This is a genomic window from Streptomyces sp. SLBN-31, from assembly GCF_006715395.1.
Taxonomy (GTDB): domain Bacteria; phylum Actinomycetota; class Actinomycetes; order Streptomycetales; family Streptomycetaceae; genus Streptomyces.
Map to the genome: position 1 here is coordinate 2,175,412 of NZ_VFNC01000001.1, position 21,686 is coordinate 2,197,097.

Sequence of the window (21,686 nt, forward strand, 5' to 3'; positions counted from 1 at the left end):
GAAAGCGCTTTCCAGGTCCTCCGCAGCCACTCCCTCCGCCGCCGCCTCACTGGAGACCCCTGATGCACGACGAACGCCGCCGGATCGAGGAGCGCGCCGAGCGCCTCCACACCCAGCGCATCAAGCCCGCGCTCTACGCGGCCACCGTCCCGATGTCGGTCGAGGCCTGGCAGGCGCCGGGCGAGCCCGTCTCCTTCGAGGAGGCCGCGTCCCAGCGCTACGCGCCCTTCGCCATGGACACCCCGTGGGGTCCGCCGTGGGGCACGACCTGGTTCCGGATGAGCGGACAGGTGCCCGCCGAGTGGGCCGGCCGGCGCGTCGAGGCGGTCATCGACCTCGGCTTCGTCGGCGACTGGCCCGGCAACCAGGCCGAGGCCCTGGTCCACCTGCCCGACGGACGCCCGCTGAAGGCGGTCAACCCGCTCAACCAGTACGTGCCCGTCGCCAACCCGGCACAGGGCGGCGAGCGGATCGACTACCTGGTCGAGGCCGCGTCCAACCCCGACATCCTCGCGAGCAACTTCACCGCGCCGACCCCGCTGGGCGACGTCCTCACGGCCGGCGACAAGCCGCTGTACACCTTCCAGCGCGCCGACCTCGCCGTCCTCGACGAGGAGGTCTTCCACCTCGACCTCGACCTGCAGGTGCTGCGCGAGCTGATGGTGGAGCTCGGCGAGCACGACCCGCGCCGGCACGAGATCCTGCACGCCCTCGACCGCTCCCTGGACCTGCTCGACCTGGACGACGTCGCCGGCTCGGCCGCCGCCGTGCGCGAGGCCCTGCGGCCGGTGCTGTCCAAGCCCGCCAACGCCAGCGCCCACGTCATCTCCGGCGTCGGCCACGCGCACATCGACTCCGCCTGGCTGTGGCCCATCCGGGAGACCAAGCGCAAAACCTCCCGCACCTTCTCCAACGTCACCGCCCTGGCCGACGAGTACGAGGAGTTCGTCTTCGCCTGCTCGCAGGCCCAGCAGTACGAGTGGGTGCGCGACAACTACCCGCACGTGTGGGCCCGCATCCAGGAGTCCGTGAAGAAGGGCCAGTGGGCGCCGGTCGGCGGCATGTGGGTCGAGTCCGACGGCAACCTGCCCGGCGGCGAGGCCATCGCCCGCCAGCTCGTCCACGGCAAGCGGTTCTTCATCGAGCACTTCGGCATCGAGACCAAGGGCGTCTGGCTCCCCGACTCCTTCGGCTACAACGCCGCCTACCCGCAGCTCGCCAAGCTCGCCGGCAACGAGTGGTTCCTCACCCAGAAGATCTCCTGGAACCAGACCAACACCTTCCCCCACCACACCTTCTGGTGGGAGGGCATCGACGGCACCCGCATCTTCACCCACTTCCCGCCGGTCGACACCTACAACGCCCGCTTCAGCGGCGAGGAGATGTCCCGCGCGGTCCGCAACTACGCCGAGAAGGGCAACGCCACCCGTTCACTGGCCCCCTTCGGCTGGGGCGACGGCGGTGGCGGCCCCACCCGCGAGATCATGGAGCGGGCCCGCCGGCTGGCCGACCTGGAGGGCTCGCCCAAGGTCGTCGTCGAGCACCCGGACGAGTTCTTCGCCAAGGCCCGCGAGGAGTACCCGGACGCCCCGGTCTGGGTCGGCGAGCTCTACCTGGAACTGCACCGCGCCACCTACACCTCGCAGGCCCGCACCAAGCAGGGCAACCGGCGCAGTGAACACAAGCTCCGCGAGGCCGAGTTGTGGGCGACCACCGCCGTGCTGCACGCACCGGGCTACGCCTACCCGTACCAGAAGCTGGACCGGCTGTGGAAGACGGTCCTGCTGCACCAGTTCCACGACATCCTGCCGGGCTCGTCCATCGCCTGGGTGCACCGAGAGGCGGAGGCCGAATACGCCCGCGTGGCCGAGGAGCTGGAGGCCCTGACCGCCGAGGCGGTGGCCGCGCTGGGAGACGGCGGCACCCGGGTGTTCAACACCAGCCCCTTCGACCGCGCCGAGGTCATCCGTACGGCGACGGGCTTCCCGACGTTCGTCGAGGTGCCCGCGAACGGCAGCGCGCCGGTCGCGGCGGCCGAACCCCCGGCCCCGGTCACGGTCGAGGGCCGGGTCCTCGACAACGGCCTGGTCCGGGTCGAGGTCGCCGAGGACGGCACCCTCTCGTCCGTCTTCGACATCAGGGCGAATCGTGAGGTCCTCGCCGAGGCGGGCAACCTGCTGCGCCTGCACACCGACCTGCCCAACTACTGGGACGCCTGGGACGTCGACAAGCACTACAGGAACCGCTACACGGACCTGCTCGACGCCGACTCCGTGGAGATCGTCGACGAGGACCCGCTGCTCGGCTCGATCCGCGTCACGCGGTCCTTCGGCAAGGGCTCGAAGATCGTCCAGACGATCACGCTGCGCGCCGGCAGCCCCCGGATCGACTTCGAGACGGACATCGACTGGCACGAGGCGGAGAAGTTCCTCAAGGCCGGCTTCCCGGTCGACATCCGCGCCCCGCACTCCTCCGCCGAGATCCAGTTCGGCCACATCCAGCGGCCCACCCACACCAACACCAGCTGGGAGGCGGCCCGTTTCGAGGTCTCCGGCCACCGCTGGGTGCACGTCGCCGAACCCGGCTACGGCGTCGCCGTCATCAACGACTCCACCTACGGCCACGACGTCTCCCGCACGGTCCGCGAGGACGGCGGTACGACGACCACGGTCCGCCTCAGCCTGGTCCGCGCCCCGCGCATCCCGGACCCGGGCGCCGACCAGGGCCGGCACCGCCTCACCTACTCCCTGCTGCCCGGCGCGAGCATCGAGGACGCGGTGGCCGAGGGGTACGCCCTCAACCTGCCGCTGCGGGTGGCCGATTCGGCGGGTGTTCCGGAACCGGTCGTCTCGGTCGACGGCGAGGGGGTCACCGTCGAGGCCGTGAAGCTGGCCGACGACGAGTCCGGTGACGTCGTCGTCCGGCTCTACGAGTCCCGCGGCGGCCGCGCGACCGGCATCCTGCGCACCGGCTTCCCGTCGGCCGGCGCCCAGGTGACCGACCTGCTGGAACGCCCCCTGGAGGACGCGGAGATCGTCGACGGCGGCATCCGGGTCTCCCTGCGCCCCTTCCAGATCCTGACGCTCCGGTTGCGACGGGGCTGACCGGGTTCGGCGCTGATTTCCATCGAATCTTGAGAAAGCGGTGAACGACCTGGTAGCAGGCCTTCCACGGAGGTCTGCGACCAGGTCCGTTCTCCTGCGCGACACCTGGGGTTCGTCCGTTCCCTCTGAGATGCGGGCCAGGGCAAGAGAAAGGTGTCAGCTTGCGTGACCGGCGTATGTCCGCGATACGGAAGGGCCTGAGGCGGCGGGGGAGGCTGATGGCACAGGCCGTGAGCCCGCCGCGGCGGACGCTCGACGCCATCCCGTCCCCGCGCGGCGAAACCCTCCTGCACGGCGCCGCCCGTCCCGCGCCTGGTGGAGTCACCGGTCTTCGTACTGTCCTCGGTGCGCTCCGGCTCGACCCTGCTCAGGGTCCTGCTCAACAGCCACAGCCGCGTCCGCGCTCCGCACGAGATGCACCTGCGCACCCTGCACGTCCACCTCTCCCGCGAGTTCACGGCGGACGCGATGAAGCGCTCCGGCTCGACAAGGACGAGCTCGAACACCTGCTGTGGGACCGGGTGCTGCACCTCGAACTCACCCGCAGCGGAAAGGACGTCATCGTCGACAAGACGCCGCCCAACACCCTCATCTGGCCGCGCCTGCACCGATGTTGGCCCAGGGCCCGTTACATCCTGCTGCTGCGCCACCCCGGCGCGGTCATCGCCTCGCAGATCTGACCGCCGCACCGACCCCGATCACGCGGCCATCCGCGCCGAGGTCCTCGGCTACGCCGAGAAGCCGGAGCAGGCACGGCGGAACCTGGACGCGCACGTCCTGCGGTACGAGGACCTCACCGCAGACCCGGAGGGCGCGACCCGCGCCCTGTGCGGCTACCTCGGCGTCGAGTGGGAGCCCGCGATGCTCGACTACGGCGGCAAGGACCACGGCATCTTCCGCCCCAGCTCGGCGACTGGTCGAAGACCGTCAGGTCGGGCCGCGTCCAGCCCGCCCGGACCGCCACCGCCGAGACCGAACTGCCGCCCCGGCTCGCGGAGTTGGCGAAGGCGTGGGGGTATCCGGTCGGGACACCCCCACGCCTGTGACACCGACTGGGCCAGCCGGTCGATCGGCTCAGCCGGTGAAGCCGGCCGTGATCGAGGTGAACTGCCAGTTGTTCTGGCTGATGCCGGAGCAGTTGCTCACCACGCCCCCGCCCGGGCAGGGGCGGTCGCGGTTGACCGACCAGAAGGCGAGCCGTGCGATGTGGTGGGAGTTGGCCCAGTCCTTGATCTGGGTCCAGATCGCCGGAGTGGTGTTCTCCTGCTGGTCGGACAGCCCGTTCATGCCGGAGATGCCGATGTGCGAGTAGGCCGTCGCGTCGTCCCAGCCGAAGGTCGACTTCAGCTTGGTCTTCAGGCCCTCGGCCGCGTTCACCGTGTTGCCGTACATGTCCGAGCCACCGCCGAAGTCGAACGGCATGATGGTGAAGACGTCGATGTTCGCGCCGAGCGACTGGGCCTGCTCGATGAGCCGGTTGCCGTAGTACGTCGGCCCGGTGGTGGTGGTCCCGAAGGTGACGATCGTCTTCAGGCCGGGGTTGTTGGCCTTGACGGTCTTCAGCGCGGTCAGGATCTTCGCCTGCACGGCCTCGTTCTCGAACTCGTCCGTGTTCTCGATGTCCATGTCGACGGCCTTGAGGCCGTAGGCGTCGATCACCTTCTGGATGGCCCCGGCGAGCGCGCTCGCGGAGGAGCAGTTGGCGCCGAGCTTGCTGCCCTGCCAGCCGCCGAACGACGGCACGATGTCACCGCCGGCGGAACGGATCTGGTTGATGGCGGTCTGGTCGACGCCGCCGGTCAGCGCCCGGCTGCCGTCCCAGGCCGGGGTGCAGCCGCCGGAGTCCAGCACGAACGCCATCGTGAACCACTTGACGCCGGTCGCGCTCATCACCGTGGAGGGGTTCGGCGGGTCGCCCCAGCCCTCGTACAGGTACGGCGCGGCCTGCTTGAAGCCAGTCCCGCCCCCGCCGCCCGCGTCGGTCGTCACGCTCACGGAGTTGGAGGCGCCGGAGGTGTTCCCGGCCGCGTCCCGCGCCTTGACGGTGAAGGTGTAGGCCGTGCTGGGCGAGAGCCCGCTGACCGTCGCGGACGTGCCGGAGACGGAGAGCACGTTGTTGGAGCCGCTGTAGATGTCGTAGGCCGTGACGCCGACGTTGTCGGTCGAGGCGTTCCACTTCAGTGACACGCTCGACGACGTCTTGCCCGTGGAGGTCAGCCCGCTGGGCGTGCTGGGCGCCTGGGTGTCGCCGCCGCCTCCGCCCCCTCCGGGCCCGTCGAGGCTGATGTCGTCGGCGTAGTAGGTCCCCTGCGCGTACCAGCCGTGCACGTAGATCTGCGCGCTGGTCTGCGAGGCGCCGGTGGTGAAGGAGACGCTCAGCTGGCTGTACGCCGACGGTGAGGTGGTCCACGTCGACGCACCGCCGTTGACGCCCAGGTAGACGTAGGAGCCGCGCACCCAGCCGCTGAGCGAGTACGTGGTGTTCGGCTGCACCGACACGGTCTGGGTGCACTGCGCGTTGTCGCTGTCGGTCACCGCGCCCTGAAGTGCCTTGGAGCCGCCGTGCACGGGTGAGGAGACGACCGAGCCGAGGTTCCCGGTGCAGGTCCAGGGGGACAGACTGCCGGACTCGAAGCCGGGGTTGGTCAGGATGTTGGCCGCCTGGGCCGTGCCCGGGAGGGCGATGGCTCCGGCGAGCGCGAGAGCGGCGGAGCCGACCAGGGCGAGGAGCCGGTGTCTGGAACGTCTGAGTGTGTTGCGCACGCGATCTCCCTGGAGGAATGGGGGTGTTCGGGAGTGCAGAGAGAGAAGCAGGGGTGTGCGCAACCAAGTTGGTCTGGACCAGTCACGGTGTCAAGATGCTGCGCCATGATTGGTCCAGACCGGTGTGAAGGTGTCGTCCGAACGGGCCCGCGACGCCGAGCCTTGCCGAACGGCACGTCCTAGGCCGGTGCGATGGCCCGGCCGACCGTTTCGGAAGAGGTGACCTCGACGGGCTCCGTCGTCTGCGCGGGCACCGCCGGCAGCAGCGCTTCGGGCTCCTCGGCCCGCTGCTGCGGAAGGGAGACGGCACGCAGCGGCCGCGGGCCCGACACCACCGTGTAGTCCTGCCCCAGGAACGGCGGGGCCATCTCGCCCGGGTCCTCCCCGAGCGCCAACTGCACAGCCGCCCAAGGGGCGTTGACCCCGCACAGCGACAGCTGGTGCAACCCGCCCGCGGGCCGCGTGTTGACGTCCATCAGCACCGGACGGTCACCGAACATCCGGAACTGGATGTTGGACAGGTAGTGCAGACCGAAGCCCTCAGCGATCCGCCGCGCCGGCTCCAGCCACTGCTCGTTGAGCGTGAACCCGCGCCGACGGCCGTTCTTGGTACGGCCGATGGCCAGGCGCACCCGGTTGTCCGGTCCGGTCAGGCAGTCCACGGACACCTCCGGCTGCTCCAGCCGCGGCATCACCAGCCAGTCCACCTGCTCGTCGCTGTCCTTGAGCGCGGAGACGACCAGGTCCAGGGGCACGTACGGGCTCGGGAACCCGGTCAGGTGCGACATCGAGAAGGGCGTACGCGTGATCACACGGAAGCCCACCCCGCCCGCACCGGACGCCGGCTTGAAGCACGCCTTGTGCCCGGCCGCCTCCAACTCCTCGACGGCAGCGACGAGTTCGTCGACCCCACCGACCCGCCACCACGGCGGCACCGGCACGCCGATCGCCTGCACGGCCTCGTAGGCGATCACCTTGTCCTCGAAGACGGCCACGGCCTCCGGCGGCGGCGCCAGCAGCGCCGTGCCGACCGCCTCGAAGTCCGCGCGGTGCGCCACGATCGCCGACTGCTCCAGCCGGGGCACGAACACGTCGATGCCGCGGCGCTGGCACTGGGCGAGCGCGTACTCGACGTACGCGGCGGAGGACAGGCCCTCCGGCTCCAGGTCGGCGGTGTCGGCGGCGGCCAGCACGGGCGAGTCGGCGTCACCGTGCGTCGCATGGATCTCGACCGCGCGATCGCTCGGATTTCGCCGCAGCTGATCCATGAAGAACACGTTCTCCGCGTACGTGCGGTTGAGCCAGACGCGTACGCGAGAGACCATGCAAGCCGTCCTTTCACGGTTCGCGGGCAGGGCTGAGCAGCCCGTGCCCGGGCAGGGGAGATGGAGGGTCACCAAACCGCCCCTGTTGAGGGAAGTTCTCAGCGGTGGTGGTGGGGCGATCATACGGCTTCCCCGGGGCCGCGCGTGCAACGCGCGTGTTACGGATCGGCCGCTCCCGCCCGCCCCGCCCGGCACACACGCCCGCGGACCTGCGCACGGCCATGAGAGCCGCCTTGTCCGGACGCCTCGAATGTGGTCCCGTGGTCACGTCCGAAAGCGGGACAGGTGCGGAGGGGGCGAGAGGTGACGTCGACGGCCGAGGGCGCCGGGCAGCTGCTGGCCATCAGCGATCTGCACGTCGGATACCCGGAGAACCGGGCTCTGGTCGAGGCGATGCGCCCCGGGTCCGACGGCGACTGGCTGCTCGTCGCGGGCGACGTCTCGGAGATCGCCGCCGACATCCGCTGGGCGCTGAAGACCCTCGCGAGCCGGTTCGCCAAGGTGATCTGGGTGCCGGGCAACCACGAACTGTGGACCCATCCCAAGGACCCTGTCACGCTGCGCGGCGCCGCCCGCTACGAGTACCTCGTCGAGATGTGCCGTGACCTGGGCGTCACGACCCCCGAGGACCCCTACCCCGTCTGGGACGGCCCCGGTGGACCCGTGGCCGTCGCACCGCTCTTCCTCCTGTACGACTACTCGTTCCTGCCGGCCGGCTGCGCCACCAAGGACGAGGGCCTGGCCTACGCGCACGGCACCGGCATCGTCTGCAACGACGAGCACCTCCTGCATCCCGACCCCTACCCGTCCCGGGAGGCCTGGTGCCGGGCCCGGGTCGCCGAGACCGAACGCCGGCTCACAGCCTTCCCGGACGGCCTGCCCACCGTCCTCGTCAACCACTACCCGTTGGACCGGCACCCCTGCGACGTGCTGTGGCACCCGGAGTTCGCCATGTGGTGCGGCACCCGGCTGACCGCCGACTGGCACCGCCGCTTCCGCGGGCGGACCATGGTCTACGGTCACCTGCACATCCCCCGGACGACCTGGCACGAGGGCGTCCGCTTCGAGGAGGTCTCCGTCGGATACCCGCGGGAGTGGCGCAAGCGGCATCAACCACCGGGAACCCTGCGGCGGGTGCTGTCGCCGGGCGACGGCGCCGGGTGAACGCGGTGGTCGGGCGGTCGTGGCCGGATGAGGGATCCTGGGGACCGTGTGGTCGGTGCCGGACGAGGGAGGTCGGGGTCGGGTGATCGAGGAGCTGCTGCCGAACGAGGTGGTGGTCGTGGAGGCGCACGGCGACGACGGCACCGAGCCCGGACACCTGTTCCCCGAGGAGGCCGAGGTCGTCAGGCGGGCGGTGGACAAACGCCGCCGCGAGTTCACCCTCGTCCGCACCTGCGCCCGCCGCGCCATGGAGAAGCTCGGCGTGCCCCCGCAGCCCCTGCTGCCCGGCGAACGCGGAGCGCCCCGCTGGCCCGCCGGCCTGGCCGGCAGCATGACCCACTGCGACGGATACAGCGCTGCGGCGGTGGTCCGCGCAACCGATCTGGCCTCCGTAGGCATCGACGCCGAACCCGACCAGCCCCTCCCGGACGGTGTGCTGGACGCCGTCTTCCTGCCCGGCGAGGCGGTCCGGCTGCGCCGCCTGGCGGAGGAGCGTCCCGAGGCGCACTGGGACCGGCTCCTGTTCAGCGCCAAGGAGTCCGTCTACAAGGCGTGGTTCCCCCTCACCGGGCGCTGGCTGGACTTCGGCGAGGCCGACATCGCGGTGTCCGTCGACCCCGGCCGGCCCCGGCACGGCGGCTTCCGCGCCGAACTCCTGGTCCCCGGGCCGGTGGTGGGCGGTCGCAGGCTGGGGCACTTCGAGGGCCGCTGGACCGTGCAGCGGGGGCTCGTGGCGACGGCGGTGTCGGTCCCGCACACCGCCTGAGCCCCCGTCGGCGATCTCGTCCTATGGCTTCACGGCTCCGGGCACCAGCTCTGCAGCAGCCGGAAGAACTCCTCCTCGTTCCCCGTCAGTCCCGCCGCCGCCAGCGCCTGTTCCGCCTCGGCGAGGACGGACGGCGGTACCACGGGTGGTCGGACCTCGCCGGGCGGACCGTCGAAGGCGGCTCGTACGGTGTGCAACAGCCGCAGGTAGGCCTGAACGGCGGTGCGCTCGCGGTCGGTCAGTACAGCAGTCGGCATCGTCGGCTCTCCCCGTGTCGGCGTCATCGGTCACGCATTCACTCGAGTGCGTGTGTCCAGCTTGCCGTCCGCCACTGACAATGGGGTTCGAGGGCGCCTCGGTTCGCCCGCTCAGCGGAGGTGAAAGGTCCTCGAAACCCCTTGTGACAAAGGGTTCTCCACGGGGGATCAAAGGCTTCCGGCCGCTTCCGGGCGGCCCCGGCGGGGGAGGCGCTGCTGGTCAGGGGGGACCGGGGCGGGAGCCCTAGCCCTCGGGACGCTTGATGCCCTCCAGGAGCATGTCCAGCCACTCCGCCACCTTGTCGCGGTGCTGGTCGGTGGGGAGTTGGGCGGCCCGCCAGGCGATGCCGCGGACGCCGTGGTCCTGCAGCAGCTTCTCCAGGGGGTCCGCGGCGGCGGTCGCCTCGTCGCGTTCGGCCAGCTTCTGCAGAAGTTCCTGTTCGGTGCCCTGCAGCGCGGTGGTGAGGGCCTCGGGGTCCTCGGCGGTGAGGAAGCCGGCGTGGACGCGGAAGAAGCGCTGGATGGCGTCGCAGTGCTCCATGGTGGGGCGGCGGTCGCCGTTGATCAGGGCCCCGGCCTGCTGACGCGACATGCCCGCGCCGTCGGCGATCTCCTGCTGCGTGTACTTGCGGCCGTTGGGCTTCAGCCGGGTGCGACGCAGCAGGTCCAGACGTTGCAGGAAGCGGGCCTGGACGTCCGGTTCGCCTGCCGGGCGGCCGGCCAGGAGGGCCCTGACGACGGGTTCGGGAACGCCGGAGGCGACCGAGAGGCGGCGGGTGTCGAAGATCTCCGTGTGCGCCACGCCGAGCCGGTCGGCGAGCGTGCCGACGCGGGCGACGACTGCCGAGAGCGCGGCGGTCGCCGGCGTGGTGCCCGGAGCCTCGAAGCCGTCCGTCACCGACAGATCTCCTACGTTTCCCAACAGGATTCTCACAAGCGGTTGCCGTGAACTCGACGGACATTACCGGGAGTTTCGAACTCACATCCAGGTCTCGCCACAACTGTGGCCTGTTTCGGCCGTCAACGGGCATGAAATGCCACGATAGTTGACACGACTCGCGTCCGGGCCGCAGGATCAAGGCGCCGCGTGAAGGCCGCATAGGCAAGAGGGGTGACCTCCCGATGGCACATCAGGCAGGAGGGTGGCGGCCGGCACCGCGGCCCGTCCCCGACAGTCTTGAGGCCCAGGCGTATCTGCAGGACTACGCCACCCTCCTGGACGCCGTTCCCTTTCCGTCCGTCGTTCTCGACCACCGGTGGGACGTCGTACTCTCCAACAACGCTTTCGCGTCACTTTTCGGTGGCGTGGGTCCGCACCCGACGGCCATGCCCGGCGAGAACTTCCTGCGGTTCGTGCTGTTCCACCCCGACGCGGGGACCGTGCTCGGCGAGCACGAGTCGAGTTGGTGCCTGCCCATGCTGGCCCACTTCGCGGCCGCCGTGGAGCGTCACGGCCACGACCACGGTCTGCAGGCCATCCGCCGGGACATCGCCCAGGATCCCATCATGGACGCCGCCTACCGGCAGGGGCTGCCGCACTGGATGAGCGCCGTGGGGGAGCGGGCCGTGGAGCACGACGGCGCCGTACGGCCCCTGCTCCACCCCGATCCGCGCTGGGGTGCCACCGACTGCCGGGTCGTCGACGAGACGCCGCGGACGCTCGGGGAGTTGGGTTACACACGGCTGACACTGGTGCTGCGGGAGTCCCGGCGCGACCGTCCGCGGTCCCGCAGGACGCGGTCGACGGGCGCGCACCTGCGGGTGGTGCCGGCCGCCGAGCGCTGACCTGACCCCGTCGGCGTTCAGGTCGCCGACGGTGTCATGTCAGTGGTCGCGGTGCGTCACCAGGACGAGCGGCACGCCTGCGCAGGGCATCAGGCGTGTTCCGCCGACCGTCGTCGGCCGCCGCCGCTCCAGCACGGCCGCGAAGTCCGGGCCCTTGGTGAGGGACCCGGCCAGATGCGCCGGGTCCGCGGAGGCCGCCACCCGGCCGCGCGCGTTCACCAGGTGCGCCGGGCGGGGCAGTCGCCGTAGGAGGGGGAGTACGGCCGCTTCGAAGTGCCGCAGGTACACGTCGGCCGCGGCGACCCCGGCGAACCGGCCCTCCGACTCGACCGGCGCGGACAGCGTGAGGCTGTACTCGTCGGAGCAGAGGTAGTCGACGTACGGTCCGGCCACCGCGCGCTCGCCGGTGTCGCGGGGCAGGGCGAACCAGTCCCAGTGCGTGTAGTCGGCGTAGGCCGAGTGATCGGGGTCGAGGTCGAGCAGCAGCGGCCGGACGTCCCCCTGTGCGTCGGACTGCCACCACTCCAGCCAGGCCGGTACGTCGGTGAGCAGTCCCGGCGCGGCGACGAAGCCCACCCCGGACACCAGTTCCTGCCGGGCGAGCCGCGCGTGGAGGCCGGGGCGCAGGGCGGCGAGGTCCACGGTGGCGGGGCGACGGCCCTCGGCAGCCACCCGGGCCAGCAGGGCCGCCGTCTCGGAGCGGGTGGCGGAGACGGCCTCGAACACGTGCTCAAGGGCGGAGCCGACCCCGGCCGCGACCGACTCCTCCGCTGCCGTGCCGAGCGCCGTGGTCGCGAGCCTCATGCGCGCCCTCCAGCGGACGGTGACCGGACGCGGCGCGGCCAGGGGTTCTAGAGCGACAGCCGTACGGCGATGAGCCGCGTCGTCGACTCCTGGACGCACCGCTCGGCCAGCTGCCTGGCCGAATCGTGGGCCCCATCCTGCACGGCCGAGATTACGGCGCGGTGACGGTCCGCCACCTCTTCACGATATTCGTCGTCGCCCAGCACAAGGCACAGCAGTGCGCCGACCTCGGTCTGCAGGGCCACCTGCTCCCGGGTCAGGCGCGCCGACTGGGCGGCCGCGGCCAGTTCGACGTGGAAGCGGCCGTATACGCGACTGCGCGCCGCCGCGTCCTCCGCATGCGCCAACTCGTCCGCCGTACGCCGTAGTTGGAGGAGGTCGTCCGGTTCCGTGCGCTCGGCGGCGAGGCGTGCCGCCGTGCCGGACAGGGCCGCCCAGTGGTCGCCGAGGTCGCGCAGTTCCTCTGTGCTCCAGCCGCGCAGGCGCGCCCTGAGGCGCTCGTCGCCGGGGTCTTCCGGGAGGGAGACGAAGGAGCCGCCGCCCCGGCCCCGGCGGGTGGTGACCAGGCCCTGCTGGCGCAGCGCCATGAGGGCTTCGCGCAGGGTCACGGTGGACACGCCGAGCCGGCCGGCCAGCTCGGTCTCGCCGGGCAGCTGCTCGCCGTCGGCGAGCAGCCCGAGTTCGATGGCGTCGCCGATACGCCGGACGACCGCGTCCACCCGCGCTCTGCTGTCGACCGGGGCGAAGACGGCTCCGCGGGCGCCGCCGTCCGTCTGCTGCTGCTTCACCGCCACCACCTCGTCCGTTGACTCAAGCTTTACCCTAAGGGGGCCTTGAGCTTTGAACTATGACTTCATATCTTTCCGTGAAACGGTGACGAGCGCCAGAAAGGTTCCCCTGCATGGAGGGAATTGCGGTCCGGCTCCAGGATCTACGGAAGTCGTTCGGGGAGACCGACGCCGTGGCCGGGGTCGACCTGGAGATCCGGGACGGAGAGTTCTTCTCGATGCTCGGCCCGTCCGGGTCCGGCAAGACCACCGTCCTGCGGATGATCGCCGGTTTCGAGACCCCGACGGGCGGGCGCGTCGAACTCGCCGGACAGGAGGTCACGGGCCTCGCCCCCTTCGAGCGGGACGTGCACACGGTCTTCCAGGACTACGCCCTCTTCCCGCACATGAGCGTCGAGCAGAACGTCGCCTACCCCCTCAAGGTCCGCAAGGTCCCCAAGGCCGAGCGGCTGGTGCGGGCGCGCAAGGCCCTCGCCGAGGTCCGCCTGGAGGGCTTCGGCAAGCGCCGGCCGGCCCAGCTCTCCGGCGGCCAGCGCCAGCGCGTCGCCCTCGCCCGCGCCCTGGTGGGGCGGCCACGTGTGTTGCTCCTCGACGAGCCGCTGGGCGCCCTCGACCTGAAGCTGCGCGAACAGATGCAGGTCGAGCTCAAGGCCCTGCAGCGCGAGGTCGGCATCACCTTCGTCTTCGTCACCCACGACCAGGAGGAGGCCCTGACGATGAGCGACCGCATCGCCGTCTTCAACCAGGGCCGCATCGAACAGGTCGGCGCCCCCGCCGAGATCTACGAACGCCCCGCGACCCCGTTCGTCGCCTCGTTCGTCGGCACCTCCAACCTGCTGGAGGGCGAGTCCGCCCAGCGGATCGTCGGCACCCCGGGCATCTACAGCATCCGCCCCGAGAAGATCCAGGTCCTGAAGGAGTCCGCCGAGACCGACGAGCCGGAGCACACCACCGCCGTCGGCACCGTCGCAGAGGTCGTCTACCTCGGCGACGCCACCCGCTTCCTCGTCGACCTCGACGCCGGCGGCCGCCTCACCGCCCTCCAGCAGAACCTGGAGACGTCCGCCGAGGACGTGGCCGCCTACCGCGGCACCCGGGTGCGGCTGCGGTGGCACCACCGCCACACCGTCCCCGTACCGGAACACCCCTGATCCCGCTCCACCTCGATTGGGAGAACGACGTGCGCCTCACCCGAACCGTCCAGGTCGCGGCCTGTGCCGCCGCCCTCCTGCTCGCCGCCACCGCCTGCGACTCCGGCGGCGGCTCGGCGGCCGGCGGCCTCAACCCCCCCGATCTCAAGGCGCAGTCGAAACTCGGCAAGCCCGAGGGCAGCGTCAACCTGATCGCCTGGGCCGGCTACGTCGAGAACGGCTCCAACGACCCCAAGGTCGACTGGGTCACCGACTTCGAGAAGCAGACCGGCTGCCAGGTGAACTCCAAGGTCGCCGCCAGCTCCGACGAGATGGTCAAGCTGATGAAGACCGGCGAGTACGACGCCGTCTCCGCCTCCGGCGACGCCTCACTGCGCCTGATCGCCTCCGGCGACGCCGCCCCCGTCAACACCGGGCTCGTACCGAACTACAAGGACATCTTCAGCGGCCTGAAGAACGGCGCCTGGAACTCCGTCAAGGGCCAGATGTACGGCATCCCGCACGGCCGCGGCGCCAACCTGCTGATGTACAACACGCAGAAGGTCAACCCGGCGCCGACCTCCTGGGCCGCCGTCTTCGACGACGCCCCGAAGTACAAGGGCCACGTCACCGCGTACGACTCGCCGATCTACATCGCCGACGCCGCCCTGTATCTCAAGGCCACCAGGCCCGAGTTGAAGATCAAGGACCCGTACGCCCTCGACCAGAAGCAGTTCGACGCGGCCGTGAGCCTGCTGAAGAAGCAGAACACCGACGTCGGCGAGTACTGGAGCGACTACCTGAAGGAGATCTCCGCCTTCAAGAGCGGCGACTCCGTGGTAGGCACCACCTGGCAGGTCATCGCGAACCTCGCCGCCGGCGAGGGCGCCAAGGTCAAGGCCATCGTGCCCAAGGAGGGTTCGACCGGCTGGTCCGACACCTGGATGGTCTCCGCCAAGGCCAAGCACCCCAACTGTGCCTACAAATGGCTGAACTGGATCGTCTCCCCGAAGGTCAACGCCCAGGTCGCCGAGTACTTCGGCGAGGCGCCCGCCAACTCCAAGGCCTGCGACCTCACCAGCGACAAGAACTTCTGCACCACCTACCACGCGGCCGACGAGGGCTACTGGAAGAACATCGCTTTCTGGAACACGCCCATCGAGCAGTGCCTCGACGGCCGCACCGACGTCAAGTGCGTGCCCTACGCCAAGTGGGTGCGGGCCTGGACCGAGATCAAGGGCTGAGGCGTGGCCCTGCTGACCCGGACCGCGGGGGCGCTGCACCGCCGCCCCCGCCTCCGCCTGACCCTGCTGCTGACCGCCCCGCTGCTGTGGCTGGCCGTGCTCTACCTCGGCTCGCTCACGGTGCTGTTCGTCTCCGCCTTCTGGACCACGAACTCCTTCACCTCCGAAGTCGTGAGGGTCTGGTCGACCGACAACTTCCACGAGCTGTTCACCACGCCCGTCTACCGGCAGGTGATCGTACGCAGCGTGGGGGTCGCCGCCTCGGTGACCGTGCTGTGCGCGCTCATCGCCTTCCCGGTCGCCTTCTACACCGCGCGGGTCGCCCGGCCGAGGTGGCGTCCGCTGCTCGTCGTCGCCATCCTCACCCCGCTGTGGGCGAGTTACCTGGTGAAGGTGTACGCGTGGCGGCTGATCCTGTCCGAGGGCGGACTCGCCGACTGGATGCTCAGGCCGTTCGGGCTCAGCGGCCCCGGCTTCGGCCTGCCGGCCGCCGTACTGACCCTGACCTACCTCTGGCTGCCGTACATGATCCTGCCCATCCACACGGCCCTGGAGCAGCTGCCCGCCAACCTGCTCGACGCGTCCGCCGACCTGGGGGCCAGGGCCTGGCGCACCTTCCGTTCGGTGGTGCTGCCGATGGTGCTGCCGTCCGTCGCCGCCGGGTCGATCTTCACGTTCTCGCTCAGCCTCGGCGACTACATCACCGTGCAGATCGTCGGCGGCAAGACCCAGCTGATCGGCAACCTCGTGTACTCCAACATCGAGCTCAACCTGCCCATGGCCGCCGCGCTCGGCACGGTCCCGGTCGCCGTCATCGTCCTGTACCTGCTCGCCATGCGGCGCACGGGCGCGCTCAGCAGCCTGTAGAGCCTGGAGAAGGAGCCCGCCGTGCAACTCTCGCGTTCCGCGCGCATCGCCCTGCGCGTCGCCGCCGGGGCCGGCTTCGCCGTGATCTACGTCCCCCTGCTGCTGGTCGTCGTCAACTCCCTGAACCCCGACCGCAGCGCGAGCTGGCCACCGCCCGGCCTGACCCTGCACTGGTGGTCCGTCGCCTGGCACAACTCCGGTGCGCGCGAGGCCCTTTGGACCTCGGTCCGGACCGGGCTGGGGGCGACCGCGATCGCCCTCGTCCTCGGCACGCTGATCGCGTTCGCCGTCGCCCGGCACCGGTTCTTCGGCCGCGACACGATCTCCTTCGTGGTCGTCCTGCCGATCGCATTGCCCGGTATCGTCACGGGCATCGCCCTCAACTCGGCCTTCAGCACGGTCCTCGAACCACTGGGGGTCGGCCTGGGCCTGTTCACCGTGATCGTCGGGCACGCCACCTTCTGCATCGTCGTCGTCTTCAACAACGTCGTCGCCCGGCTGCGGCGCACCTCCGGCTCCTACGAGGAGGCGGCGATGGACCTTGGCGCCGACACCTTCCGCGCCTTCGTCGACGTCACCTTCCCGCTGGTGCGTTCGGCCCTCCTCGCGGGCGGACTGCTCGCCTTCGCGCTCTCCTTCGACGAGATCGTGGTGACCACGTTCACCGCCGGGCCCGGCATCGAGACCCTTCCCATCTGGATCTTCAACAACATGACCCGGCCCCAGCAGGCGCCCGTAGTGAACGTGGTGGCGGCCGTCCTCGTGCTGCTCTCCGTCGTCCCGATCTACGTCGCCCAGCGGCTGTCGGCCGATACGGCGACGGGGAGCCGGGTGTGAGGGGAGCTGGGCTGAGGGGGGCCGGGTCTGAGCGGCGGCCCGCGCGGAGGCATTCCGCACACATGCGATATGTGACATAGTACTGGCGTGAGCAAGCCACTGACCTGCGATGTCGTGGTCATCGGTGCCGGAATGGTGGGCGCCGCCTGCGCCCTGTACGCGGCCCGCGCGGGCCTGGGCGTCCTCGTCGTGGACCGCGGCGGCGTGGCCGGCGGCACGACCGGCGCCGGCGAGGGCAACATCCTCGTCTCCGACAAGGAGCCGGGACCCGAGCTCGAACTCGCCCTGCTGTCCCTCCGTTTGTGGGCCGAGCTCGCCGCCGAGCTGGGAGCGTCCGTCGAGTACGAGGCCAAGGGCGGCGTCGCGGTCGCCTCCTCCCCGGGCGGCCTGACGGCCCTGGAACGCTTCGCCGACGCCCAGCGGGCCGCCGGCGTCGTCGCCGAACCCCTCGCGGGCGACACTCTCTACGCGCTCGAACCGCACCTCGCCCCCGGACTGCCGGGCGGCGTCCACTACCCGCAGGACAGCCAGGTCATGCCCGCCCTGGCCGCCGCCCACCTGCTCCGCGCCTCGGGCGCCCGCCTGCTCACCGGCCACCGTGTGACGGACGTGCTGCGCGGCCCGGACGGCGCGGTCCGCGGGGTGCGCACCGACCGGGGCGACCTGCACGCCCCAGTCGTCGTCAACGCGGCCGGCACCTGGGGCGGAGAGATCGCCGCCCTCGCCGGCGTCCACCTCCCCGTCCTGCCGCGCCGCGGCTTCGTCCTGGTCACCGAGCCGCTCCCGCGCCGGGTCCGCCACAAGGTGTACGCCGCCGACTACGTCGCCGACGTGGCCAGCGACTCGGCCGCCCTGCAGACCTCGCCGGTCGTCGAGGGCACCGCCGCCGGCCCCGTCCTGATCGGCGCGAGCCGCGAACGGGTGGGCTTCGACCGGACCTTCTCGCTGCCCGCCGTCCGCGCGCTGGCCGCGGGCGCCACCCGGCTGTTCCCCTTCCTGGCCGACGTGCGCGCCACCCGCGCCTACCTCGGCTTCCGCCCGTACATGCCCGACCACCTCCCCGCCGTCGGCCCCGACCCCAGAGCCCCCGGCCTGTACCACGCCTGCGGCCACGAGGGCGCCGGCATCGGCCTGTCCACCGGCACCGGGCACCTCGTCGCCCAGGCGCTGACCGGCAAGAAGCCCGACCTGGACCTGACGCCGTTCGGCCCCGACCGCTTCCCCGAGGAGGTCGCGTGAGCTCCCCGCTGGACCTGGCCGACGCCCGTCCCGGCCCCGCCTTCACGGTCACCCTCGACGACCGGGAGATCGAGGCGCTGCCCGGCCAGACCGTCGCCGCCGCGCTCTGGGCGGCCGGCGTCACCTCGTGGCGCACCACCCGGGGAGCGGGCCGCCCCCGCGGCGTCTTCTGCGGCATCGGCGTCTGCTTCGACTGCCTGGTGACCGTCAACGACCGCCCCAACCAGCGCGCCTGCCTGGTGCCGCTGGCCCCGGGCGACGTGATCCGTACGCAGGAGGGGACCGGCCACGATGACTGACCGACCGCACCTCGCGGTGATCGGCGCGGGCCCTGCGGGTCTCGCCGCGACGCTCGCCGCGGCCGCGCGCGGGCTCCGCGTCACGCTCGTCGACTCCGCCGCGGAGGCGGGCGGCCAGTTCTACCGGCAGCCGGCGGCGGAGCTGCGCGCCCGCCGGCCGCAGGCCCTGCACCACCAGTGGCGGGTGTGGGAGCGACTGCGGGACGACCTGCGCGCCCACCTGCGGGCAGGAACCGTACGGCACTTGACGGACCATCACGTCTGGTTGGTCGAGCGGCGGCCCACGGACTTCGTCGTGCACGCGCTGCTCGGTCCCGAGCAGGAGGACCCGGCCACCGTCCGCGCCGACGCCGTGCTGCTGGCCACCGGAGGGTACGAACAGGTGCTGCCCTTCCCCGGCTGGACCCTGCCGGGTGTCGTCACCGCGGGCGGCGCCCAGGCCATGCTGAAGGGAACGCTCGTCGTCCCGGGCCGGACAGCCGTCGTCGCCGGGACCGGTCCGCTGCTGCTGCCGGTGGCGACGGGGCTGGCGGCCGCGGGCGTGGAAGTGGCCGCCCTCGTCGAGTCCGCCGGTGCCCGAGCCTTCGCACGGCACCTTCGTCCGCTGGTCTCCCAGCCGGGCAAGCTCGCCGAAGGGGCCCTCTACGCGGCCCAGTTGGCCCGGCGCCGGGTCCGCCCGCTGTTCCGGCACACGGTGGTCGAGGCGCACGGCACCGAGCGGGTGGAGGCCGTGACCGTCGCCGCGCTCGACGCCGCGGGACGCGTCCGGCCCGGCACCCGGCGCCGTATCGCCTGCGACTCGCTCGCCGTGAGCCACGGCATGCTGGCCCACACCGACCTCGCGGAGAGCCTCGGCTGCCGCCTCGACGGGCACGTGGTCCACGTCGACGACGAGCAGCGCACCGACGTACCCCGAGTCTGGGCCGCGGGGGAGGCCACCGGCATCGGCGGCTCCGCCCTCGCGCTCATCGAGGGCCGCATCGCGGGAAGCTCCGCCGCGGCGCGCCTGACGGGGACCGAACCCGACCGGGCGGAGTGGGACACCTCCCTCAAGTCCCGTAGAAGACTTCGGGAGTTCGCCGCAGCCCTCGACGCCGTGTACCGGCCGCCCGCGCACTGGAGCGAGCAGGTGACCGACGAGACCCTGGTCTGCCGGTGCGAGGAGGTGACCGCCGGTGCCGTCCGGGCCGCCGTCGACGACCTGGGCGCCGGCGATCCGCGCACCGTGAAGCTGCTCACCCGGGCCGGCATGGGCTGGTGCCAGGGCCGGATCTGCGGACCCGCGGTCGCCGGGCTCGCGGGATGCCGACCCACCCCGTCCAGACGGCCGTTCGCGCGGCCCGTGCCGCTCGGCGTCCTGGCTCAGGAACCCGACCACCCCACCGAGGAAGGGCCCTCATGACCGACCACCTCCCCTGGCGCGGCATCCTCGTCGCCACGGCGCTCCCGCTCACCGACGACCTGTCCGTCGACTACGACAAGTACGCCGAACACTGCGCGTGGCTCGTCGAGAACGGCTGCGACGGTGTCGTCCCCAACGGCTCGCTCGGTGAGTACCAGGTGCTCACCCCCGAGGAGCGGGCCCGGGTCGTGGAGACCGCCGTCGCCGCGATCGGCGGCGCGCGCGTGATGCCCGGCGTCGCGGCCTACGGCTCGGCGGAGTCCCGGCGCTGGGCCGAGCAGGCCCGCGACGCGGGCTGCGCCAGCGTGATGCTGCTGCCGCCCAACGCCTATCGCGCCGACGAACGTTCGGTGCTCGCCCACTACGCCGAGGTCGCGAAGGCGGGCCTGCCGGTCGTGGCGTACAACAACCCGATCGACACCAAGGTCGACCTGGTGCCGGAACTCCTCGCCAAACTGCACGGCGAGGGGTACATCCACGCCGTCAAGGAGTTCTCCGGAGACGTCCGCCGTGCCTACCGCCTCGCCGAAGTCGCCCCGGAACTGGACCTGTTGATCGGCGCCGACGACGTGCTGCTGGAGCTCGCGATCGCGGGCGCGAAGGGCTGGGTGGCCGGCTACCCGAACGCGCTGCCCGCCGCGAGCAGCGAGCTGTACCACGCCGCCGTCGACGGTGACCTGGCCACCGCGAAGAAGCTGTACGAGCAACTGCACCCGCTACTGCGCTGGGACTCCCAGGTCGAGTTCGTCCAGGCCATCAAGCTGTCCATGGACATCGTCGGCCGGTACGGCGGCCCGGTCCGGCCGCCGCGCGTCCCGCTGCTGCCCGAGCAGGAGGCCGCGGTCCGCACGGCCACCGAGCGGGCCGTCGCGGCGGGCCTGGCCTAGGAGGGAGGAGAGCGCATGCGCAGCAGACTCGTCCTGCACGCCGTCGACTCGCACACCGAGGGCATGCCCACCCGGGTGATCACGGGCGGCATCGGCACCATCCCCGGCGCCACGATGAACGAGCGGCGGCTGTACTTCCGCGAACACCGCGACGACATCAAGCAGTTGCTGATGAACGAACCGCGCGGACACTCCGCGATGAGCGGCGCCGTCCTCCAGCCGCCCACCCGCCCGGACTGCGACTGGGGCGTCGTCTACATCGAGGTCTCCGGCTACCTCCCGATGTGCGGGCACGGCACCATCGGCGTGGCGACCGTGCTGGTGGAGACCGGCATGGTCGAGGTCACCGAGCCGGTCACCACCATCCGGCTCGACACCCCGGCCGGCCCGGTCGTCGCCGAGGTCGCGGTGGAGGACGGCGCCGCGAAGAACGTCACGTTGCGGAACGTGCCGTCCTTCTCCGTCGCCCTCGACCGCAAGGCCACCCTCGCCGACGGGCGCACCGTCACCTACGACATGGCCTACGGCGGCAACTTCTACGCCATCCTGCCTCTGGAGGAGTTCGGTCTGCCCTTCGACCGCGCCCGCAAGGACGACATCCTCGCCGCGGGCCTCTCCCTCATGGACGCGATCAACGCCGAGGACGAACCCGTCCACCCCGAGCACGCGTCCATCCGAGGCTGCCACCACGTCCACCTGCTCGCACCGGGCTCCACCGCCCGGCACTCCCGGCACGCCATGGCGATCCACCCGGGCTGGTTCGACCGCTCGCCCTGCGGCACCGGCACCAGCGCCCGCATGGCCCAACTGCACGCACGCGGCGAACTCCCCTTGCACACCGAGTTCGTCAACGAGTCCTTCATCGGCACCCGGTTCACCGGCCGCCTCCTCGGCACCACCGAGGTCGCCGGCCGTCCCGCCGTCCTGCCCAGCTTCACCGGCCGCGCCTGGATCACCGGCACCGCCCAGTACCTGCTCGATCCGACCGACCCGTTCCCCGCCGGGTTCGTCCTGTGAGGGAGAAG

The 21,686-nt window shown here is 71.4% G+C and carries 19 protein-coding genes and 1 pseudogene; 14 read left to right on the forward strand and 6 right to left on the reverse strand.

The features are described 5' to 3' along the window. Window positions 1–62: 62 nt before the first annotated feature. Complete coding sequence (locus FBY22_RS09945; protein WP_142144230.1) at window positions 63–3,104, forward strand: glycoside hydrolase family 38 C-terminal domain-containing protein; 3,042 nt, start codon at window positions 63–65, stop codon at window positions 3,102–3,104. 345 nt (window positions 3,105–3,449) lie between these two features. Beyond that, window positions 3,450–3,784 (forward strand): annotated as a pseudogene (locus tag FBY22_RS44770) (sulfotransferase). 394 nt (window positions 3,785–4,178) lie between these two features. Here FBY22_RS44770 and FBY22_RS09955 read toward each other — a convergent pair. Beyond that, window positions 4,179–5,867 carry a carbohydrate binding domain-containing protein gene (locus FBY22_RS09955; protein WP_142144232.1) on the reverse strand — a complete coding sequence of 563 codons (1,689 nt, stop codon included), beginning with the start codon at window positions 5,865–5,867 and terminating at the stop codon, window positions 4,179–4,181. Between the two features lie 179 nt (window positions 5,868–6,046). Beyond that, the gene (locus FBY22_RS09960) at window positions 6,047–7,192 is read right to left on the reverse strand and encodes an ATP-grasp domain-containing protein (protein WP_142144234.1); all 1,146 of its coding nucleotides are present in this window, start codon (window positions 7,190–7,192) and stop codon (window positions 6,047–6,049) included. 303 nt (window positions 7,193–7,495) lie between these two features. On the opposite strand from FBY22_RS09960, the gene FBY22_RS09965 reads away from it, so the two are divergent. Further along, window positions 7,496–8,356 (forward strand): metallophosphoesterase, encoded by an 861-nt coding sequence (locus FBY22_RS09965; protein ID WP_142144236.1) that lies wholly within the window; start codon window positions 7,496–7,498, stop codon window positions 8,354–8,356. An 82-nt stretch (window positions 8,357–8,438) separates the two neighbouring features. Next, the gene (locus FBY22_RS09970) at window positions 8,439–9,122 is read left to right on the forward strand and encodes a 4'-phosphopantetheinyl transferase (RefSeq protein ID WP_142144238.1); all 684 of its coding nucleotides are present in this window, start codon (window positions 8,439–8,441) and stop codon (window positions 9,120–9,122) included. A 29-nt stretch (window positions 9,123–9,151) separates the two neighbouring features. Here the strand turns inward: FBY22_RS09970 and FBY22_RS09975 are convergent, their stop codons facing one another. Further along, window positions 9,152–9,379, reverse strand: coding sequence for a hypothetical protein (locus FBY22_RS09975; RefSeq protein ID WP_142144240.1), 228 nt, complete (start codon window positions 9,377–9,379; stop codon window positions 9,152–9,154). Between the two features lie 244 nt (window positions 9,380–9,623). Then, window positions 9,624–10,277: a helix-turn-helix transcriptional regulator gene (locus FBY22_RS09980; RefSeq protein ID WP_142144242.1), complete on the reverse strand. Its 654-nt coding sequence runs from the start codon at window positions 10,275–10,277 to the stop codon at window positions 9,624–9,626. A gap of 224 nt (window positions 10,278–10,501) precedes the next feature. Between FBY22_RS09980 and FBY22_RS09985 the strand changes: the two genes are divergently transcribed. After that, the gene (locus tag FBY22_RS09985) at window positions 10,502–11,164 is read left to right on the forward strand and encodes a hypothetical protein (RefSeq protein WP_174267116.1); all 663 of its coding nucleotides are present in this window, start codon (window positions 10,502–10,504) and stop codon (window positions 11,162–11,164) included. 39 nt (window positions 11,165–11,203) lie between these two features. Here the strand turns inward: FBY22_RS09985 and FBY22_RS09990 are convergent, their stop codons facing one another. Both FBY22_RS09990 and FBY22_RS09995 read right to left on the reverse strand, forming a co-directional pair. Next, on the reverse strand, window positions 11,204–11,968 hold the full coding sequence (locus FBY22_RS09990; RefSeq protein ID WP_142144246.1) for a cache domain-containing protein: 765 nt from the start codon (window positions 11,966–11,968) through the stop codon (window positions 11,204–11,206). Between the two features lie 47 nt (window positions 11,969–12,015). Next, window positions 12,016–12,756 (reverse strand): FadR/GntR family transcriptional regulator, encoded by a 741-nt coding sequence (locus tag FBY22_RS09995; RefSeq protein ID WP_142144248.1) that lies wholly within the window; start codon window positions 12,754–12,756, stop codon window positions 12,016–12,018. 113 nt (window positions 12,757–12,869) lie between these two features. Between FBY22_RS09995 and FBY22_RS10000 the strand changes: the two genes are divergently transcribed. The 9 genes from FBY22_RS10000 (at window position 12,870) to FBY22_RS10040 (ending at window position 21,678) form a co-directional block, all read left to right on the forward strand. Beyond that, on the forward strand, window positions 12,870–13,907 hold the full coding sequence (locus tag FBY22_RS10000; RefSeq protein ID WP_142144250.1) for an ABC transporter ATP-binding protein: 1,038 nt from the start codon (window positions 12,870–12,872) through the stop codon (window positions 13,905–13,907). A gap of 29 nt (window positions 13,908–13,936) precedes the next feature. Then, a complete protein-coding gene (locus tag FBY22_RS10005; protein ID WP_142144251.1) occupies window positions 13,937–15,130 on the forward strand; it encodes an ABC transporter substrate-binding protein in 1,194 nt (397 codons plus the stop codon). Window positions 15,131–15,133: 3 nt separating this feature from the next. Further along, window positions 15,134–15,997 (forward strand): ABC transporter permease, encoded by an 864-nt coding sequence (locus FBY22_RS10010; RefSeq protein ID WP_142144253.1) that lies wholly within the window; start codon window positions 15,134–15,136, stop codon window positions 15,995–15,997. A 21-nt stretch (window positions 15,998–16,018) separates the two neighbouring features. Next, window positions 16,019–16,834 carry an ABC transporter permease gene (locus FBY22_RS10015; RefSeq protein ID WP_142144255.1) on the forward strand — a complete coding sequence of 272 codons (816 nt, stop codon included), beginning with the start codon at window positions 16,019–16,021 and terminating at the stop codon, window positions 16,832–16,834. An 87-nt stretch (window positions 16,835–16,921) separates the two neighbouring features. Next, window positions 16,922–18,073, forward strand: a complete 1,152-nt coding sequence (locus FBY22_RS10020; RefSeq protein ID WP_142144257.1) for an FAD-binding oxidoreductase — start codon at window positions 16,922–16,924, stop codon at window positions 18,071–18,073. Next, window positions 18,070–18,372, forward strand: a complete 303-nt coding sequence (locus FBY22_RS10025) for a (2Fe-2S)-binding protein (protein ID WP_142144258.1) — start codon at window positions 18,070–18,072, stop codon at window positions 18,370–18,372. The genes FBY22_RS10020 and FBY22_RS10025 overlap by 4 nt, the downstream gene beginning before the upstream one ends. After that, window positions 18,365–19,774 (forward strand): NAD(P)/FAD-dependent oxidoreductase, encoded by a 1,410-nt coding sequence (locus tag FBY22_RS10030; RefSeq protein WP_142144260.1) that lies wholly within the window; start codon window positions 18,365–18,367, stop codon window positions 19,772–19,774. The genes FBY22_RS10025 and FBY22_RS10030 overlap by 8 nt, the downstream gene beginning before the upstream one ends. After that, on the forward strand, window positions 19,771–20,661 hold the full coding sequence (locus FBY22_RS10035; RefSeq protein ID WP_142144262.1) for a dihydrodipicolinate synthase family protein: 891 nt from the start codon (window positions 19,771–19,773) through the stop codon (window positions 20,659–20,661). The genes FBY22_RS10030 and FBY22_RS10035 overlap by 4 nt, the downstream gene beginning before the upstream one ends. Before the next feature lie 15 nt (window positions 20,662–20,676). Continuing rightward, window positions 20,677–21,678: a proline racemase family protein gene (locus FBY22_RS10040; protein ID WP_142144264.1), complete on the forward strand. Its 1,002-nt coding sequence runs from the start codon at window positions 20,677–20,679 to the stop codon at window positions 21,676–21,678. Window positions 21,679–21,686: the final 8 nt, after the last annotated feature.